Annotated in this window: 12 protein-coding genes; 2 read left to right on the top strand and 10 right to left on the bottom strand. The window is 69.5% G+C overall.

The window, feature by feature from the left end; translation table 11 throughout:
• Positions 1 to 125 precede the first annotated feature (125 nt).
• The 3 genes from ACWDSJ_RS09455 to ACWDSJ_RS09445 are packed head-to-tail and all read right to left on the bottom strand — an operon-like array spanning position 126 to position 5,397.
• A complete protein-coding gene (locus ACWDSJ_RS09455; RefSeq protein WP_450030563.1) occupies positions 126 to 1,124 on the bottom strand; it encodes an ABC transporter permease in 999 nt (332 codons plus the stop codon).
• A 35-nt stretch (positions 1,125 to 1,159) separates the two neighbouring features.
• Positions 1,160 to 3,805 (bottom strand): oligopeptide/dipeptide ABC transporter ATP-binding protein, encoded by a 2,646-nt coding sequence (locus ACWDSJ_RS09450; RefSeq protein ID WP_450030561.1) that lies wholly within the window; start codon positions 3,803 to 3,805, stop codon positions 1,160 to 1,162.
• Positions 3,802 to 5,397, bottom strand: coding sequence for an ABC transporter substrate-binding protein (locus ACWDSJ_RS09445; protein ID WP_450030560.1), 1,596 nt, complete (start codon positions 5,395 to 5,397; stop codon positions 3,802 to 3,804). The genes ACWDSJ_RS09450 and ACWDSJ_RS09445 overlap by 4 nt, the downstream gene beginning before the upstream one ends.
• Positions 5,398 to 5,618: 221 nt before the next feature.
• Between ACWDSJ_RS09445 and ACWDSJ_RS09440 the strand changes: the two genes are divergently transcribed.
• The gene (locus ACWDSJ_RS09440; RefSeq protein ID WP_450030558.1) at positions 5,619 to 6,653 is read left to right on the top strand and encodes a 2OG-Fe(II) oxygenase family protein; all 1,035 of its coding nucleotides are present in this window, start codon (positions 5,619 to 5,621) and stop codon (positions 6,651 to 6,653) included.
• Between the two features lies 1 nt (position 6,654).
• Positions 6,655 to 7,194, top strand: coding sequence for a DUF6879 family protein (locus tag ACWDSJ_RS09435; RefSeq protein ID WP_450030556.1), 540 nt, complete (start codon positions 6,655 to 6,657; stop codon positions 7,192 to 7,194).
• Positions 7,195 to 7,209: 15 nt separating this feature from the next.
• Here ACWDSJ_RS09435 and ACWDSJ_RS09430 read toward each other — a convergent pair whose 3' ends face one another.
• Genes ACWDSJ_RS09430 through ACWDSJ_RS09400 form a run of 7 tightly spaced genes read right to left on the bottom strand, consistent with a single transcriptional unit; the run spans position 7,210 to position 18,260 of the window.
• Positions 7,210 to 8,097 (bottom strand): phytanoyl-CoA dioxygenase family protein, encoded by an 888-nt coding sequence (locus tag ACWDSJ_RS09430; RefSeq protein WP_450030554.1) that lies wholly within the window; start codon positions 8,095 to 8,097, stop codon positions 7,210 to 7,212.
• A 30-nt stretch (positions 8,098 to 8,127) separates the two neighbouring features.
• Positions 8,128 to 9,024 (bottom strand): phytanoyl-CoA dioxygenase family protein, encoded by an 897-nt coding sequence (locus ACWDSJ_RS09425; protein ID WP_387365202.1) that lies wholly within the window; start codon positions 9,022 to 9,024, stop codon positions 8,128 to 8,130.
• A 12-nt stretch (positions 9,025 to 9,036) separates the two neighbouring features.
• Complete coding sequence (locus ACWDSJ_RS09420; protein ID WP_450030551.1) at positions 9,037 to 10,359, bottom strand: cytochrome P450; 1,323 nt, start codon at positions 10,357 to 10,359, stop codon at positions 9,037 to 9,039.
• Complete coding sequence (locus ACWDSJ_RS09415; RefSeq protein ID WP_450030549.1) at positions 10,356 to 10,640, bottom strand: acyl carrier protein; 285 nt, start codon at positions 10,638 to 10,640, stop codon at positions 10,356 to 10,358. Before ACWDSJ_RS09415 ends, ACWDSJ_RS09420 begins: the two co-directional genes overlap by 4 nt.
• The gene (locus tag ACWDSJ_RS09410; RefSeq protein WP_450030547.1) at positions 10,637 to 11,449 is read right to left on the bottom strand and encodes a cupin-like domain-containing protein; all 813 of its coding nucleotides are present in this window, start codon (positions 11,447 to 11,449) and stop codon (positions 10,637 to 10,639) included. Before ACWDSJ_RS09410 ends, ACWDSJ_RS09415 begins: the two co-directional genes overlap by 4 nt.
• Positions 11,450 to 11,461: 12 nt before the next feature.
• Positions 11,462 to 12,073: a hypothetical protein gene (locus tag ACWDSJ_RS09405; RefSeq protein WP_450030545.1), complete on the bottom strand. Its 612-nt coding sequence runs from the start codon at positions 12,071 to 12,073 to the stop codon at positions 11,462 to 11,464.
• Positions 12,074 to 12,101: 28 nt separating this feature from the next.
• The gene (locus tag ACWDSJ_RS09400) at positions 12,102 to 18,260 is read right to left on the bottom strand and encodes a type I polyketide synthase (RefSeq protein WP_450030543.1); all 6,159 of its coding nucleotides are present in this window, start codon (positions 18,258 to 18,260) and stop codon (positions 12,102 to 12,104) included.
• Positions 18,261 to 18,268: the final 8 nt, after the last annotated feature.

The raw sequence follows: 18,268 nt of genomic DNA, 5'->3' as shown, positions 1-18,268 counted from the left end.
TCACGCGCTGAGGATCGGCCGCGGCGAACTTCGGTACTGCCGCCATACCCGGGTCTCCTGGACCGAAAAGCCCTCCGGCTCTGGAGTTTTCAAGATTTTTTTGGAGATCGGCCTGCCGTCCCTCGTCAGCTTTGCCGAGTTCGGGGATCGGCGAGGGCCTGGCCGAGATCGACCAGGAAGTTGGTCAGCACGTAGATCGCGCCGAGGGTCAGGGTGATTCCGGCGATGGTGGTGTAGTCGGCGATCTTGATGGCCTGGGCGGTGTAGAGCCCGAGGCCGGGCCAGGCGAAGATCAGTTCCAGCAGGATGTCGGCGCCGAACAGGGCGGCGACCTGCATGCCCGCGATGGACATGGTGGAGTTCAGGGAGTTTCGCAGCGCGTGTTTGGCGACGACGCGGAGTTCGGGCAGACCTTTGGCGCGGGCGGTGCGGACGTGATCGGCGCGGAGCGTGTGCTGCATACTGCTGCGCAGCGCCCGACCGATGGCGACCGTGGGGACCAGGGACAGGCACACGACGGGGAGCACCAGATGCGCCGCGGCGTCGAGGAATACGGTCGGCCGCCCGGCGAGCAGCGAGTCGATGAGCAGGAATCCGGAGGGCCCGTCGGGCGCGTCGGCGTAGGAGCTGCGCCCGCGTGCGGGGAGCAGACCGAATTCCTTGTAGCACAGCAGGATTCCGAACAGCGCGGCGAGGAAGACCGGCATCGACGAGCCGCCGATCAGCACGAGACGAACAACGCCCGAGCCGCGCCACCGCAACGCGGTCGCCGTGCCGAGCAGGATGCCGAGAACCACCGCCAGCACGAATCCGCAACCCACCAATTCGGCTGTGGCGGGCAGGAATTCGGCGATATCGGAGCCGACCGGCCGACGGGTCACCGCGGACTGCCCGAAATCCCCGGTGGCCGCCTTGCCGACGTAGTCGGCGTACTGCGCCGGCAGCGGCCGATCGAGGCCGAGATCGTGCCGCGCCCGCTCGACCACCTCGGCGGAGGCCCGGTCGCCGACATACGCTCGGGCCGGATCGACCGGCGAGACCTGCCGGAGCACGAACACCGCGGCGACGAGCGCGAGCAGCACCAGGATCGTCGAGATGCCGCGCCGGGCAACGACTTCGAGCATTCGGATCACTCCCTTGCTGGGGAACAGCGGCGCGGTCAGCGATCGGTGAGGCGGTCGCGGAGCACATCACCGGTGAGATTCGCGATCGTGGCGAGGACGAACAGCCCGATCGCGGGCATGATCGGGATCCACCAGGAATCGAGGAGGTAGGCCAGCCCCCGCGCGCACATCGCGCCCAGCTCCGGAGCCGGTGCGGGAGCGCCGAGTCCGACGAAGGACAGGCCCGACAGCATGAGGATCAGGGCACCGACGTCGAGACTGGCCGCGACGATGGTCGGCGGCCACGCGCCGGGCAGCAGATGCAGCCAGCCCAGCCGCAGGCTGCCCGCACCGGACATCCGCGCGGCGTCGATGTGCGGCAGCGCTCGGAGCCGGGTCACCTCGCCCCGCACGACGCGCGCGTACAACGGCCACCAGACGAGCGCCACCGCCGCCAGGGTGTGCGCGTACGACGGACCGATCGCGGCCACGACCGCGATGGCGAGCAGGGGTGCGGGCAGGGCGATGAACAGATCGGTGATCCGCATGAGAATCCGGTCGACGATCCCGCCGACCGTTCCGGCGACGAGCCCCACCGTGCCACCGAGGACGACCCCGGACGCGATCACGCACAGCGCACCCCACCAACTGGACCGCATCCCGATCAGGACCCGGCTCAGGATGTCGCGCCCGATCTCGTCGGTGCCGAGCCAGTGGGCCGCGCCGGGTGGGGAGACCGGGTGTCCCACGGGGAGCTGAGGGTCGTAGGGGGCGATCCAGGAGGCGGCGAGCATGACGAGGATCAGCGCCGCGAGCACACCCACCGTGATCACCTCGCCCGGTCTCGGGCGTTGTCGTCGCGCCGCGGGCGTGGGTGCGCTGCCCGGGCCACTGCTGGGCGCCGACGCGGCGACGATCGGTTCGCCGCGCGGTTGTTCGGGCGCGCACCCGAGCTTCGGCACCGCGGCCACCAGCGTCCTGCTGTAGGGGTGCGAGGGCGCCCGGGCCACCTTCTCGGCGGTATCGATCTCGACGATCTCCCCGCGATACATCACCGCGACCCGATCGGCGATGAAGCGGGCCGCGGCCAGATCGTGGGTCACGAAGACGACCGTGAGCCCGAACTCCCGCCGGAGCGCCTGAATCAGGTTCAGTGTCGTCGCCGCCAGCGGCGCGTCCAATGCCGAGGTCGGCTCGTCGCACAGCAAGACCGACGGGACGACGATGGTCGCCCGCGCGAACGCGACCCGCTGACGCTGCCCGGTGGACAAACTCTCCGCGCGCAGGTCGGCGACGCCCGCCGGAAGCCCTACCCGTTCGAGGGCCGCGATCACCCGAGCCCGGCGGGCCGCCCGGCCGAGCGTCCGCGGCAGCCGCTCACCCACCTGTCGTTCGACGGTCAGCCACGGGGTCAGCGACGCGCTGACGTCCTGGAAGATCATCTGCGTCGACGCCCCGGACACCTCGACGACACCGCCGTCGGGCTCGGTCAACCCCGCGATCACCCGCAACAGCGTCGATTTGCCCGACCCGGACTCGCCCACCACGGCGACGGCCTCCCCCGCCGCCACCCGCAGGGTGACCCCGCGCAGCACCGTCAGCGTCTCGCGCCGGGCCGGACCGCCGCGCAGTCGGTACTCCTTGCCGACGTCGACGCAGCGCACCGCCGGTCGCGCGTCGACGCGCGGGGCCAGCGGCGGAAACGCGGGCGGCAGCCGACGCGCCCCGGCCCGGTCGACCGGCTCGGGAAGCACGCACGCCGCGGTCCCGGCATGCGTGGCCGCCGGTGTGAGCGGGATCGGCGACCGCTCGCAGTCGTCGATACGCAGCGCGCACCGCGGCGCGAACGGGCACCCCGGCGGCGGATCGCTCGGATCCGGTGGCATACCGGTCAGCACCGGGATGGGGTGACCCAACGGCAGGGTGAGATCCAGCCGCGAACCCAGCAACCCGGCGGTGTACGGATGCGCGGGCGCGGCGAGAACGTCGGCCACGGCACCGATCTCGACCAGGCGTCCCCCGTACATGACCGCGACCCGGTCGGCGATCTCGGCGGCGACACCGATGTCGTGGGTGATCAGCAACACCGAGCACCCGAGTTCGGCCCGCAGGTCGGACAGCAGTGCCAGGATCTGCGCCTGCACGGTGACATCCAGCGCCGATGTCGGTTCGTCGGCGATGATCAGATCGGGGTGCGCGGCGATCGCGATCGCGATCATGACCCGTTGCCGCATACCCGCGGACAGCTCGTGGGGATACGACCGCAGCCTGCGCGCGGCGTGCGGAATTCCGACCAGGTCGAGCAGTCGGCCCGCCGCCGCGGTCGAGCCGACGACCTCGCGCACCTGGTCGCCGACGCGCATGGTCGGATTCAGCGACGTCATCGGGTTCTGGAACACCGCGCCCAGATGCGCGCGACGGATCCGGCGGCGCTCGGCGGGCGGGGCGGCGACCATGTCGACACCGCACACCTCGGCCCGCCCGGTGACGAGGGCCGGGGGATCTCCCACCGGCAGGCCGAGCAGGCTCGACCCCAAGGCGCTCTTCCCGGAACCGGACTCCCCTACGAGCGCGAGGATCTCTCCGGCCCCGATCTCGAGGTCCACTCCCCGCACGGCACGCACCGCGACGCCCCGACGGCGAAACGTCACGTGCAGGTCCCGCACGGCCGCGCGGGCCGGTCCGGTCGGCGGGCCCGTCACCTCGCCGCCGCCCGTCGAAGCTCGTTGATCGGCACCATTCCGGTACCGAGCAGGGAATGCACGATCCGACCGATGCCCGAACCGGTCACGATGACGTCCGCGATATCGCAGAGGTTGATGATCCATGCCTGATCCGTCACGATCCGCGCGCCCTCGACCCAGTGCCGCTCGGCGTCGGCCTTGCCGACCGATCGCTTCCCGGCGTCCATGACCGCGTCGAGCGCGGGATCGGAATAGTTGAACCAGTTGATCGGCGCGACGCCCGTGCGGAAGAAGATCCGCAATGTCGTATCGGCGTCGAGCGCGTCGCCGCCGTATCCGTGGACGAGCAGATGCGGTTGCTGCCCGACGGGCGCGGCGTGCAGCGCGAACACCTGCGAGGTGGGCAGCGCCCGCACGCGGGCGGTCAGCCCCAACGCCGCCAGCTGCGTCTGGAGCAGTTCGGCGACGCGGGCGTCGGTCGCCCCGCCCGCCTCGTCGTAGGCGAGATCGATCCGCTTGTCACCGTCGGGCAGCCTCGCGATCAGCGCCTTCAGCGGGGACACGTCGTGGTCGGGCGCATCCGGCGCGACGCCCTCCGGCAACACCCCGGCCGGGTAGAACTGGGTGGATCGGGAAGCGGTCGAGCCGTAGGCGGGCTCGACGAGCGCGGGAATGTCCACCGCCGCGCGCATCGCCCGGCGGAACTCCGGATCGGCGAACGCGCCCCGCTTCCAGTTCAGGAAGATCGTCGATTTGAACGCCGTGGGACGTTGGGTCACCGTCAGCCGCGGGTTCGTCCGCATCGCCTCGATCGCGGCGACCGGCGACCCCTTGGTGATCATGTCGAGCTGCCCCTGCTCCAGCAGCAGGCGTTGCGTCGTGATGTCGGGGATGATCTCGATGCGCAGGGTGGTGAACTCCGGTCGCGTCCCCCAGTAGCCGTCGTAGGCGGTCAGCGTGTAGTGGCTGCCCCGCACGAATTCCGCGATCCGGTACGGCCCGGTTCCGGCGTCGTGCGTGCTCAACCAGTCCTGCGCCAGATCACCGTTCACGCTGTGGGTCCGCACGGCGGTGGGGCTCACGGCCTTGAGCCCCCACGGACAGGCGAGGTAGTGCAGGAACGGCTCGACGGGCTCCCGGAGCGCGATCACGAGCGTGGCGTCGTCGGGCGCCGACATCGACTCCACATCGGCGATCAGATAGGCGGGCGCCTGGTCGACGGCGGAACGCCGGTGGAAACTCTCGATGATCGCGGTGGCCGTCATCGGCGTGCCGTCGTGGAAGGTGACCCCCGCGCGGAGCCGGAACGTGTAGGTGCGCCCGTCGTCGAGCACCGTCCACGACTCCGCGAGGGCGGGCCCGATCTCGGGCGAATCCGGTTGGTACGCAACGAGTCCCTCGTAGGCGCTCAGGGTGACCTGGAGCCCCTCGCCCTCGTAGAAGATGTCCGGATCGGGCACCTGCATATCGGCCAGGAAGCCGAACCGGATGGTGTCGCCGACCGTTCCGGTTCCGCCGAATCCGTTCGCACACGCCGAGACTCCGAAAGCCTGCACGGCGACCAGCGCGGTGCCTCGGAGGAATGTTCGTCGATTCGCGGTCGAACTCATATCGCCACGCACCTTCCAGGGGGCGCCGACACCGGTTCCGAATCTCCAGTGTCACACAAGAATCCGGTTCCGGAAGCCGAATCGATATGTGGCACAACAGGACAGATGGGATCTTCGGAACCGGTCGGGTGTTGACAGTGCGGCCGGGTGCTGCGAACGTTGGAGACAGCACGATTCGCAGCGGCCGATCATTATCGGACTCATCCGACAGGGGTGCAGGCGTGAGCGAGAAGGCAACCGACCTCGGCGATCCCGGCCCCACGCTCATCGAAAGTCCCGCCGACCTCTTCGACGACGATTTCCAGCCACCGGTCTGCGATATGCGGGATCTGTGGGGCGGCCCGGCGGCGCGCGATCGTTTCATCGATATCCTGGGTTCGGCCATGGCGGATTCCGGATCGGCGATTCTGATCAACCACGGCATCGCCCCCGAGGAACTCCGGGCCGCCGAGGCCGACGCGCTGAGTATTTTCACGACGGTACCCGAGGCGCAAAAGATGCGTTTCGTCTCGCCGGACTGCGCCTACGGCGAGCCCTACTATCTGGGGTACGTACCACTCCAGGAGAGCATGCCGTCCCTGCCGCACGCGGTGGAGGCCTGGGAATTCGACCGATCTGCCTTCCGAATTACCGGACAGGACCCGGCCAGCGCACTCGACCGCTGGCCGGACGAGAAATTCGAACCGGCATTGCGCACCTTCTGGCAACGCTGCGAGGAACTGATCCCGCCGCTCGGCAGGGCGCTGCTCCAATATCTGGGCGTCGATCCCGCGGGATACGACGCGGAGATCGCCCCGACGAACGACGTCCTGCGCATCAATCACTACCCGCCCATCGCCACCGCCCCCGGAGCCCTCGCCTCACCGGCTCGCGTGCTCGCCCACGAGGATTACGGGCTCCTCAGCCTCATGCTCGGCAGCCCGGTGGAAGGGTTCCAGGTGTATCGCCCGCAGAGCGGGGCGTGGAGCCGGGTGCGCACACCCGCCGACGCGCTCGTCGTGATCAGCGGCGAATGGCTGCGGGTGATCGGTAACGACCATTTCCGCGCCTGCACCCATCGCGTCAGCGTGCCACGCGACCCCGCCGACTGGGCGGTGCCTCGGGTCACTGTCCTGTACACGCTGCACCCCTATCCCGCGGCGGTCGTCCGGGTACTGCCGGAATTCGATCCGAAATTCGCCCCGGCGAGCGGTATGGATTTCATGACCGATGTGGCCCGCAGACTGTCCGAGAAATGCCGAGCGCTGGAGTCGTGACATGTTGTTTCTGCCCCGATCCGAGCTGGCCTCGCTGTTCGGCCGGGCCACGTACCGCGCCTTCCAATTCGAGGTGGAGGACTTCCACGTCGTGAGCGACGAGCACGAACCGATGCGCCGCTATCGGGCGGGCCTGGTGCCGCTCGATCCCGACGATTATCCGGTGTTGTGGAAGGAATGGGAGGATCTGTGCGACGCGACCACCGCCCGCGGCGTCGCGATGCAACGCGTCCGGGTCGTCACCGAACCCCTGACCGAATACATCTCGTTCCTGCACGCGGTGACCGGACGCAATCAGGCGCACGGTGAGGATATTCGCTGGCTTCCCCGGCATCGGGTGCGGCCGGAGGATTACACCACCGACGAGTGGTGCCTGATCGACGACGACACCCTCGCCTGGACCTTGTTCGACGAGGAGGATTTCGTCGGCTACGGCCTCACCCGTGATCCCGTCGAGGTCGCGCGCGCGATCGCCGTCCGCGACGCGCTGTGGGCGAAAGCCGTTCCGCACGAGGAGTATTCGCCGGGCGCTCCCCGTTGAGCCGCACCCGCGACCTCATTCGGCCGACTCCCACAACACCGGACAGATCGCCGGGTCGTGGTAGTCGACGTCCCCGTTCGGCAGCCGGCCGCACATCCGATCGTTGAAATGCGTGAGGAGTCGGCCGGTTTCGTCGTGTACGCGTTGATAGCGGTTCGCGTCGTCCTGCATGTGCACGATCAGTCCGACGCGCGGACGGTCGCTCAGATTCGACCCGCTGCCGTGAATCGTCATACAGCTGTGAAAACTCACCTGCCCCTTGCGCAGCAGGAGCGGCACCCGCCGGATCGGCATTCCGGTGCGCTGGAGCATGCGCTCCGCCTTCGCCGGGTCGTCGCCGCGAAAGAACGTGTCGTTGTGGCGGATCGCGTGGATCTCCGCGGTGTCCGGCCACCGATGGCTGCCGTCGATCATCACGACCGGTCCCATGGACTCGTCACAGTCCTGCAGGGCGATCCACGCGCTCACCATATTGGTGGAGGTGCAGGTGTGCCAGTGCACGCGGTCGGCATGCCATTCCAGGGTGACCCGCGTGCGCGGCGGTTTGTAGATCAAGCTGCTCAGCCAGAGCCTGATGCGCGGGGTCCCCACCAGCCGGGCCGCGATGGCCGCGATGAGCGGTTGCAGCATGAAGCCGCCGAGACGATCACTGGTCAGGGCGACGTGATCGTTGAATCGGACCGCGTGGGCCGAACCCTCGACCCAATCGTCCATCTCGTCGAGGGGAACGGGGAGGACCCGGTCGCGCTCGCCGCGGTGATGGTCCGCCAGCGCCGCCGCGGCGGCGTCCACGGCCTCGTCGGTGAACAGCCGCGGGGTGACGAACCAGCCGTGCTCCCGATAGAACTCGACATCGTCGTCGGACGGCAGCAACTCTCGTTCGTTCGGCGACAATTCGAACATGACACCTCTTCCCGCGAAAGTCGTTGTAGATCAATCGGATTCGGCATCCCACAGCACGGGGCAGATGACCGGATCGCTGTAGTCGAAATCCCCGTTCGGTAGCCGTCTGCACATCCGGTCATTGGCATAGGACTGCAATTCGCCCGCGTCGTCGTAGACCCGTTGATAGCGGTTCGAGCGGTCCTGCATATCGACCGCCGCCCCGATCCTGGCCTTCCCGCTCCGATTCGGTCCGCTGCCGTGGACGGTCAGACAGTTGTGAAAACTGACCTGCCCCTTGCGCAACAGCAACGGCACGTATCGCAGCGGCATCCCGGTGCGTTCGAGGCGGTCCTGCAACAACGCCGGATCGACGCCGAAGAAGGTTCGACCCCAGCGCAGCGCCCGCACCTCGGGTGTATCCGGCCAGCGGTGACTTCCGTCGACCATCACCACCGGACCCATATCCTCGTCGCAGTCCTGAAGCGCGATCCACGCGGTCAGCATCTTCGTCGAGGTGCAGCTGCGCCAGTAGGCACGGTCGGTGTGCCAGCCGATCGTGGTGTCGCCGTCCCCGGTCTGCGGCTGTTTGTGGACGATGCTGCTCTGCCACAGGCGAATTCGGCTCGTCTGCGCCAGCCGGGCGGCGGTGGCGGCGATCATGGGGCGCAGCATGAAATCGCGGAGGCGGCGATTCGTCAGCGCCACATAGTCGTTGAACCGGATCTGATGCGTCGCGCCCGGAACCCAGTCGTAGAGTTCGTCGATCGCGCCGGGCAGGGGGTCGTCGCGCTCGCCTCGCTGATGCGCCGCGACCGCGGCCAATGCCTCGTCGATCTCCGCGTCGGTGAACAAGCGCGGCGCGACGTACCAGCCGTGCCGCCGATAGAACTCGACGTCGTCATCGGACGGCAACAATTCCCGTGCGGCCCTGGTCAACTGGAACACCGACCACTCCTCTCAGTCCCGCGCCGACCGGCGGTCGACGAGACGCAGACGCAGCCCTCCGGGTACCAACGAGACCGACAGCGGCGGCCGGACGCGGACACCGGGCACGGTCGCCAACCGCCAGCGACTCGCGATGATCGCCAGGGCCAGCACGACCTCGGTCATCCCGAAGGCTTCGCCGATGCACTTCCTGGCCCCGCCGCCGAAGGGCAGCAGGGCGTCGGGGGTCGACACCGCGCGCTCCGGCAGCCACCGGTCGGGATCGAACCGGTCGGGCGCGTCGAACAGGTCGGGGCGTCGCTGAATGACGTAGGGGCTCAGGGCGATCGTGCTCCCGGCGGGCAGCTCGTACGGGCCGAGCCCGGCCGCGGTGGTGACCCTGCGGGTGAAGAACCAGGCGGGAGGGTAGAGCCGTAGCGTCTCGGTGACGATCCGGCTCGCCAGCGGCAGCCGTTCCAGATCGTCGTACTCGGGCAGTCGTCCCGCGAGCACCGCGTCGACCTCGGCATGCAACCGCGCCTCGATATCCGGTTGCCGCGCAAGGGAATACAGCACCCACGACAGCGCGGCGGAGGTGGTCTCCGCGCCCGCGACGAAGAACGTCACGACGGCGTCGCTCACGTCGCCGCGCGCGTCGCTGTCGCGGTCGTGGGCCGCGAGCAGCGCCGAGAGCAGATCCCCGTTGTCGACGCCGCTGGCGCGGCGCTCGGCGATGATGCCGTTCATCGTCGCCCGCAACCGGCGATTGGCGGTGTGATACCGCCGCGTGCCGGGAATCGGCAAGCGGCCGACCGCGTCCGGGAGCAGCGTGCGGTGGAAGGTGCCGTCGAAGGTGGTGGTGAGATCGCCGATCACCCGATGCAGCGCCGCGGCCGGGAGGGTGCTGGAGAACATGGCCGCGCCGAAGACCCGGGAGGCGATGGTGAACATCTCGGAGCACACATCGAGGATTCGACCGGAATGCCAGCCGTCCACGACCGCGGCGATCTGCGTGGTCATCGTGTCCGCGTAGCCCGCGATCCGTCTCGGATGGAAGGCGGGCTGGGCCAGGCGCCGCTTGTGCCGATGCGTGCCGTGGGTACAGGTGGCGACGCTGTCGCCCAGCCACTCCCGTTCGCGTTCCAGGAACAGCCCACCCTTGTCGAAAGTCCGGTCGTCCACCAGAACTCGGCGGGTCAATCCCGGATCACACACCACCACAGCGGTTTTCGGCCCGAGTCGGATTCGCACGACATCGCCGTGTTCGGGCAGCCGCGCGAGAAATGCGAAGGGCTGCTTCAGGAATGGCGGTAGGTGGCCGACCAGCGGCCGTGCGCCGGGCGCGGTCGGTATCACTCGCGAACCCCTTCCGTGTCTCGCGCCGCGACCAAGAGCTTGTTGACGTATTCGAGTGCGAGGCGGGGGGTTCGGAGAATCTCCACGGTCTCGTGGGGTAGCAGCGTCGGAATCCGAACAGGCCATTCCCGTTGGATCCGTTCGGCCAATTCGATCGTGCCCAGCGAATCCAGCCCGAGATCGGTGAAGGGTTGGTCGAGGGCTTTCTCCGTGAGGTCCCGTTCGGCTCCTTCACACGCCCGGTACAGTCGGCTCAAATCGTCGAGGACGAACGCTCTCATCGGTACTCCTTGTCGCCGCTACCGGTTTCATGGCAGGTGCATCCCGTGGCGCGGTCGCGGTGGGCGAGATGCAGACCGTGGCGCACGGCCACCTGGGCCGCCCGCACCGCGACATGTCCATAGCCGCCGAAGAATCCACTCAGCAGAATGCTCGCCGAGCGATTGCGGACCTCGTGCCACCAGCGATCGGGCACGTACAGGACGTCACCGGCGACGAGTTCGACCTCGTACAGCCTTTCCTCGGATCGCGTGGCCGCGGCGATCTCGGCCAAGGGCCGGGCCGACAGGCGTGCCAAGGGGTCGTATTTCGCCGACAGGGCATCGGCCGCTTCGACGAAACCGGGCGGCGCGACGCGAAAACGCTTGCCGCCGCGGATCATGACGGCGATATTGCCCAGGAGGTCGTAGTGGGCCCCGGTCCGCGCCCGGGCGGGACCGACCCAGACTCCCGGCGGCGGGGCGAACGCCCGCCGCGGAAGGAGTACTCTGCGCGGCGAGATGTCGGCGTGCAGGTGCGGAAATCGCCGCAGGAGATCGAATTCCTTGAGATACAGGAATTCCTCGCCGAACTCGTCGTGCGCGAGCAGCCGCATGTAGGCGCCCAGCGTCGACTCGACGAAACGCGTCGCGCCGCTCTCCCGATCTCCGCGCACCAATCGAACGGACATCTCCGGCCGGAGTCGCCCGAGGAAGTCGAAATCCCACCGCCGGACGGCGGGCCACCCCGCGGCCAGGCCGGGGAAGAAGGCCGGTTCTCGTCGTGCGATGTAGTCGCTCAACGGCGCGGTGGCAGGTCGCAGTTGCGGCACGGTACTCACCCTTCAGAGACTCCGGTGGATGACGACCCCGTAATTCATCGACTGCGAGTGCGGAAAGTAGTTCGGCTTGACCGCGACGATCGTCGTGAAGCCGTGCATGTGGTAGTAGCGCAGTTGGCGGTCCAGGGGTGTGCCGTCGTCGTTCGTCGCCCGCGCGTACGCGTCGGGCGAACCCTCCGGATTGGCCGCGAGCCATTCCCGCAATCCGGGGACGGTCGAACCCCCGTACAGGTGGCGATAACCCATATCGGCCAATCGCGGCAGGAAGGAGCGGAACAGCGCCTCGGCCGCGTCGGCGCTGGTACTGGTCAAACTGACGCCGAATACGCAATCCGTGCTCCCGGCCGGGGGCAGGGGTGCGTAGGCACACCCCCGCCAACTGTCCGCGTCGCGAACCGTTTCCCTCGTGACGGGTCGAGCGAACATGGACGCGAGCAATTTCTCCCCGTCCGCCGAGAACGCCCCGGCGGCATGGCCGGGCAGGCGATCGATCCGCTCGAACAATTCCGCCGGGGTCGCGGCCTGCGCACGATCCCATTTGGCGTGCTCCAACTCCACCACCCGGTCCAGGTCGGACAGTCGAAGATCGCGTACCTCTACATCTGTTGTCGGCATGAGCCTTCCTTCCGCGGGTCCACTCTCGCTACCGGAGTTGCTCATCGAGGTGCAGGGCGAGTCGGGTCGGCGTGGGATGGTCCAGGATGTTCGCGACGGTGAGCCGCACGCCGGTGGCGCCGCTGAGACGGGTGCGCAGCTCCACATTGGACAGCGAGTCGAATCCGGCATCCCGGAAGGTCCGGTCCGCGGCGAGGGCGTCGGGGTCCTGGTGGCCGAGGACGAGGGCGGCGTGGGTACGGATCAACGCGGTCAGCGCCTTGACGCGTTCGCCGCGCGGGAGGCCGATGAGCTCCGGTCGGGGCTCGGGTGCGGTGGCGTCGCCGTCCGGGACGGGCGTCCGGGTCCGAGGCAGTTCGGCCAGGATCTCCGCCAGCGGCGTGTCCGGGTCGGCGCGCGACAGCGCCGTGGCGACGAGCAGCGGCTCGTTCTGTTCCAGGGCCGTATCGAACACGGCGAGCGCGTCGGCGGTGTCGAGGGCGGCGATGCCCTGCCGGGCGAGCCGGGCGCGGTCGGTGTCGTCGAGGCGGGAGGTGAGCCCGCTGGACTGCCGCCACAGCCCCCACGCGATCGACGTCGCGGGCAGCCCCACGCTGTGCCGGTGGTAGGCCAGCGCGTCGAGAAAGGCGTTCGCCGCCGCGTAGTTCGCCTGCCCGGCCGTGCCGATCACCCCGGCGACCGACGAGAACATCACGAAGGCACGCAACTTCGTCCCCGCGGTCAGCTCGTGCAGATGCCGGGCGGCGAACGCCTTGGGGGCCAACACCTTTCGCAGCCGATCATCGGTCATCTCGGTGAACACGCAATCGTCGAGCACCCCCGCGGCGTGCACGACCGCGCCGAGCGGATGGCGGGGCGGGATACCGCCGATCACCGACGCCAGGGCGGCGCGGTCGGACACATCGCAGGCCGCGAGCGTGATCTCCGCTCCCAGCTCACGCAGTTCGGCCGCCAGTTCCCGGGCCTCGGCCGCCCGATCGCCGCGGCGACTCACCAGAACGAGATGACGGCAACCGTGCGCGGTGACGAGATGACGCGCGAGCGATCGGCCCAGACCTCCGGTGCCGCCGGTGATCAGCACGGTCTCCTCGGGTTCGAGCGCGATGGGCTGGGTCAGGACGAGCTTGCCCGTGCTGTAGCCCTGCCCGAGGTGCCGCAGCACATCCCGCACGTGGCCGATGTGCCAGGTTCGAACGGGCAGCGGGCCCGACCCGCCGTCGGCGAACAGCGCCCGGAGTCTGTCGAGGACTGCCGCCACCCGAGCCATCGGAAGTTCCGCGATATTCATTGCGGCGTAGGTGATTTCGGGATACTCGGCGGGATCCCGCAGGTCGGTCCGCCCCATTTCGATATAGGTTCCGCCGGGCCGCAGGAGCCGCAGCGACGCGTCCACCGCCTCGCCCGCCAGGCTGCCGAGGACGACATCGACACCGTCGCCGCCGGTGCTGTCGGCGATCCGCTGTTCGAATCCGAGTGTGCGCGAGTCGGCGATGCGTTCCGGCGGGATTCCCATCGCCTCGACCAGCCGTTGCTTGGAATGGCTTGTGGTGGCGTAGATTTCGGCTCCGAGCAGGGTGGCGATCCGCACGGCCGCCATGCCGACCCCGCCCGCCGCCGAGTGGATCAGCACGCGCATATCCGGTTTGACCTCGGCGAGTTCGACGAGCGCGTGGTAGGCGGTGAGAAAGGCGATGGGCGCACCGGCGGCCTCGGCATCGCTCCACTGGTCGGGCACGGGCAGGAGCGCACGCCGGTCGACGACCGCCCAGGGCCCGAACGCCCCGGGCCGTGCCCCCGCGCGCAGCACGACCGCGGCGACACGAGCGTCGAGTTCCACATCGCGGACCCGTTCGCCCACCTCCACGACATGACCGGCCACTTCGAATCCGAGTGCGGTCTCCGGGAGGACGCCGAGCGCGACGAGCGGATCGCGGAAGTTCACGCCGCCGGCCACGACGCGGATCCGCACCTGATCCGGCTCGAGCGGCAGCGTGAGGTCGGGTGCGGGCGCGATCGCCACGCCGTCCAGGGTCTTGTCCGCGCCCGGCACGAGCCGCCACGGTTGGTCGACGGCAGGGGGCCGCAGCAGGCCGTCGCCCGCGGGAGCGAGCCGCGGGACGAGGGCCCGTCCGCCGCGCAGCGCCAATTGCGGACGGCCGCAGCCGATCGCGCCGATCAGCAGACGGGGATCGATTGGGCCGGTGTCGAGATCGATCAGCCGCACGCGGCCCGGATTCTCGGTCAGGGCCGTGCGGATCATCCCCGCGCAGGCCGCTCCGACCGCGTCCGACACGCATTCCGCGAAGCTCGCGCTGGCGGCGCCGTGCGTGAGGCAGACGATCATCGTCCGGTCGAGCGTGTCGTCGGACAGTAGTGTCCGCATATCGGCCAGCGTGCGCGAAAGACGTTCCCACAGCGCGGTTTCCGTGGGCAGTCCGGGTTCCTGGCGACGGAGATCGAGCAGGACGACCTCCGGGACACGGCGACCGGCCCGCAGCGCGACCGTCAGCGCGCGGGCATCGGGGCGCACATCGGCCCCCGGGAGGTCACCGCGCGCGCCGACAACCGCCCACCCCGACGCATCGCCCTCGCTGTCCAAATCGATTGGCCGCCAACCGATTCGGAAGGCGTTCGCGGCGAGCACATCACGCAGCCCACGTCTGGTCACCGGACGCAGGAGCAGATCCCGGAAGTCCGCGACGAGGTTCCCCTCGGTGTCGGTGACCCGCACATGGTGACGGTCCGGTCCGGCCGGAATTATGGTGGCGCGCAGATGGTCGGCCCGGCACGGCAGGATGCGTGCGGAGCCGAGGGTGTACGGCACGAGGGTGTCCCGCTCGGATCCGGACAGCAGGAGCGCGTGCAGGATCGAGTCGATCAGCGCGGGATGAACGGCGAAGCCCTCGGCGGGGCCGTCCGGTTGCCGCCCGAGCCGGACCTCCGCGTACAGCGTGTCGCCGACGCGCCAGGCGGCGGTGAGATTCTGGAAGCCGGAACCGTAGTCGTAGCCTCGGTTTCGGAGCATCGCATAGCATCCGTCCACGGGCAGGGGACGGCTGCCGGGCGGCGGCCACGCCCGGTCGCGGGCATCGTCTCCGCCGTTCACCGGGGCGGGGTCGATGATCGTCGTCGCCTCGCCGTGACACCGCCACGGCCCGTTGTCCGCGCGCTCGCGGGAGTGCAGGGTGAGTCGGCGGTCGCCGTCGTGTCCCGGGCTGCCGCACACGACCTGGATGTCGACGGCCGAATCCCGCAGTGGCAGCGGGGAACTCAGCACCAGGTCCCGGATCCCGCCGCCGCCCGCTCGCGCGGCGCACCAGGTGAGAATGTCCACGGTCACCGTGGCGGGCACGATGACGCGGTCGAACACCTTGTGGTCGGCCAACCACGCGTGTTCCCCCGGATCGAGGCGGCCCAGGCACAACAGCCCGCCGTCGGACAGGTCGGTGGTGGCGGTGATCAGCGGATGGTCCGCGGTATCGAACGATCCCTCGCGCGCCGCCCGTGACCTGTTGGTGGGGAGCCAGTAGGACCGGCGTTGCAGCGCGTAGGTGGGCAGGTCGACCTCGCGCGCGTCGGGATACACTGCGTCCCAATCGATATCGGCGCCCTGTGCGTGCGCGTCGGCGACGGCGGCGAGGAAGTCCGCGCCGCCGCCGCGCTCGCGCTGCAAGGTGGCGGTGATCCCGGCGTCGATGTCGACCGCGGCGGCGAGGTCGTCGATGGCCCCCGTCAGCACGGGGTGCGGCGACACCTCGACGAATTGCCGATAGCCCGCGGTCAGCGCGCACCGGATGGCCGCGTCGAAATCGACCGGGCGGCGGAGGTTTTCGAACCAGTACGAGCCGTCCAGGCGGGTGGCGTCGATGATCTCGCCGGTGGTCGAGGAGACGATGGGCAGCCGCGCCGGGTGGCATTCGAGGTCGGCGAGGTCGGCGTGGATACGGTCGCGCAGGGTCTCCATATGCTGGCTGTGGGAGGCGTAATCCACCGGCAGCAGCCGAGTGTCGACACCGGCGTGTTCGCAGTGGCGCAGCAGCTCCGTCATCGCTTCGGCGTCACCGGCGACGACCGTGGCCGACGGCCCGTTGACCACCGCCACCTCGAGCCGATCGTCCCACCGGCACAACAGTTTTCGCGCGCGCTCGACGGGCACCGCCAGCGCCGCCATGGCTCCTCGCCGGTCGACCGCTCGCAGCGCGGCGCTGCGCAGCGCCACCACGCGGGCGGCCTGGTCGAGGGTGAGCGCACCCGCCACATGCGCCGCGGCGATCTCGCCCTGGCTGTGCCCGATGACGGCCGCGGGCGTGACACCGAGGCCGCGCCACAGTTCGGCCAGCGACACATACATCGCGAACAGCAGCGGCTGGATCACCTCGGCCCGCTCGATCGGCGCACTCCGCTCCCCGCGCAACACGCCGAGGACATCGAAGGTCACATAGGGTTTCAGCGCGTCGGCGCAGCGTGCCACCGAGCGGGCGAATACGGGGGAATCGCGAAACAGCCGGGCGCCCATCCCCTCCCATTGCGAACCTTGTCCGGGAAAGACGAAAACCGGACCGGGTCCGTGCCGAACCTTGCCCAGGGCGACCCCGGGCGCGACCGGTGTCCCCGCGGCGACGGCGTCCAGCCGCGCCAGCAGTTCCGCGCGCCCGGTGCCGGTGACCACGGCGCGATGCGCCAGCGCGCTGCGCGTCGTACCGAGCGACCAGCCGAGATCCACCTCGGACAATTCCGGACGGGTGCGCATGTGCGCGGCGAGCGCCCGCGCCTGGGCGACGAGCGCGGACGGCGACGCGCCGTACAGTGGCAACATCGAAAATCCTTGCCGCCGTTTAGGATTCGAGCCTCGGCGCCGTCCTGTACCGACGTCCGGAGGTGCGGGCGCCTCCTCGAGGATCACATGGGCATTGGTGCCGGTGATCCCGTACGACAGCACACCCGCCCGCCGCGGTTCGGTCGTTCGCGGCCACGGCCGAGCCTCCCGCAGCAGTCGCATCCCGCCCGACCAGTCGACTCCCGCGAGGGGATGCTCCACGTGCAGCGTGGCGGGCAATCGCTCGTGCTGGAGCGCCAGCACCATTTTGATCAGGCCCGCGAGTCCGGCGGCGGCCAGGGTGTGGCCGATATTCGATTTGACCGAACCCACCCACAGCGGATCGTCCGCGCGGTGGTGCCGCGCGTAACCATCTCGGAGCGTCTCGGCCTCGGTCGCGTCTCCCAGCGGCGTGCCCGGCCCGTGCGCCTCGATCGCCCCGATGTGCTCGGGACGCAGCCCGGCGTCGTCGAGCGCGGCGGCGATCACGGCCCGCTGGGCGCGCCCGTTGGGCGCCTGTAAGGTGGCGCTGGCCCCGTCCTCGTTGACCGCGCTGCCCCGAATCACCGCCAGCACAGGCTTTTTCAGCCGCCGAGCTCGTTCCAGCGACATCAGGACCAACGACGCGACCCCTTCCGCCGGAGCGAAACCATTACCGTCGGCGGAGAATCCGCGGGAATGGCCGTCCACCGACAGCACCCGGTGCCGCGAGTATCGGGCCAGCATCGACGGGTCGCAGATCGCGGTGGCGCTGCCCACGATCGCCACCTCGCACTCGCCGGACCGCACCGCCCGCGTCGCCAGGTGCACGGCCACCAGCGCCGACGAGCAGGCGGTGTCCACGGTGATGGCGGGCCCGCCGAGCCCGAGGGCGTAGGCGATTCGTCCGGAGGTCGCGCTCAGCATCGTGCCCATCAGCAGATGCCGCTCCAGGCCCGGGATTCGCGAGCCCGCCAGACCGTAATAGCTGTCGGTCGCGCCGACATAGACCCCCGCCCGGACCTCGCTCAGCGCTCGCGGGGTCAGCCGCGCGCGTTCCAGCGCCAGCCACGAGCTTTCCAGCAGCATGCGTTGTTGCGGGTCCATCGTGGTGGCCTCGCGCGGGCCTATCCCGAACAGGCCGGCATCGAAGGCGCCGATATTCGGCAGAAAGCCACCCCGCTGGATATAGGTGGACCCCTCCACGGCCGGGTCCGCGTTGTAGACGCGCCGGAGATCCCAGCCGCGGTCGGTGGGGAGACCGGCGGAGACGTGTCGCCCCTCGGACAGAATCTCCCAGTAACCCGCCGGATCATCGGCGCCGGGGAACCGACAATCCATCCCTACGATCGCGACGAATTTCTCGGGGCCGGAGTCTGCGTGGTCCATCATCGCACCGT

Source organism: Nocardia sp. NPDC003482 (assembly GCF_053588115.1).
Note: the sequence above shows the minus strand (reverse complement) of the source record. Positions and strands in the feature narration are given on the sequence as shown.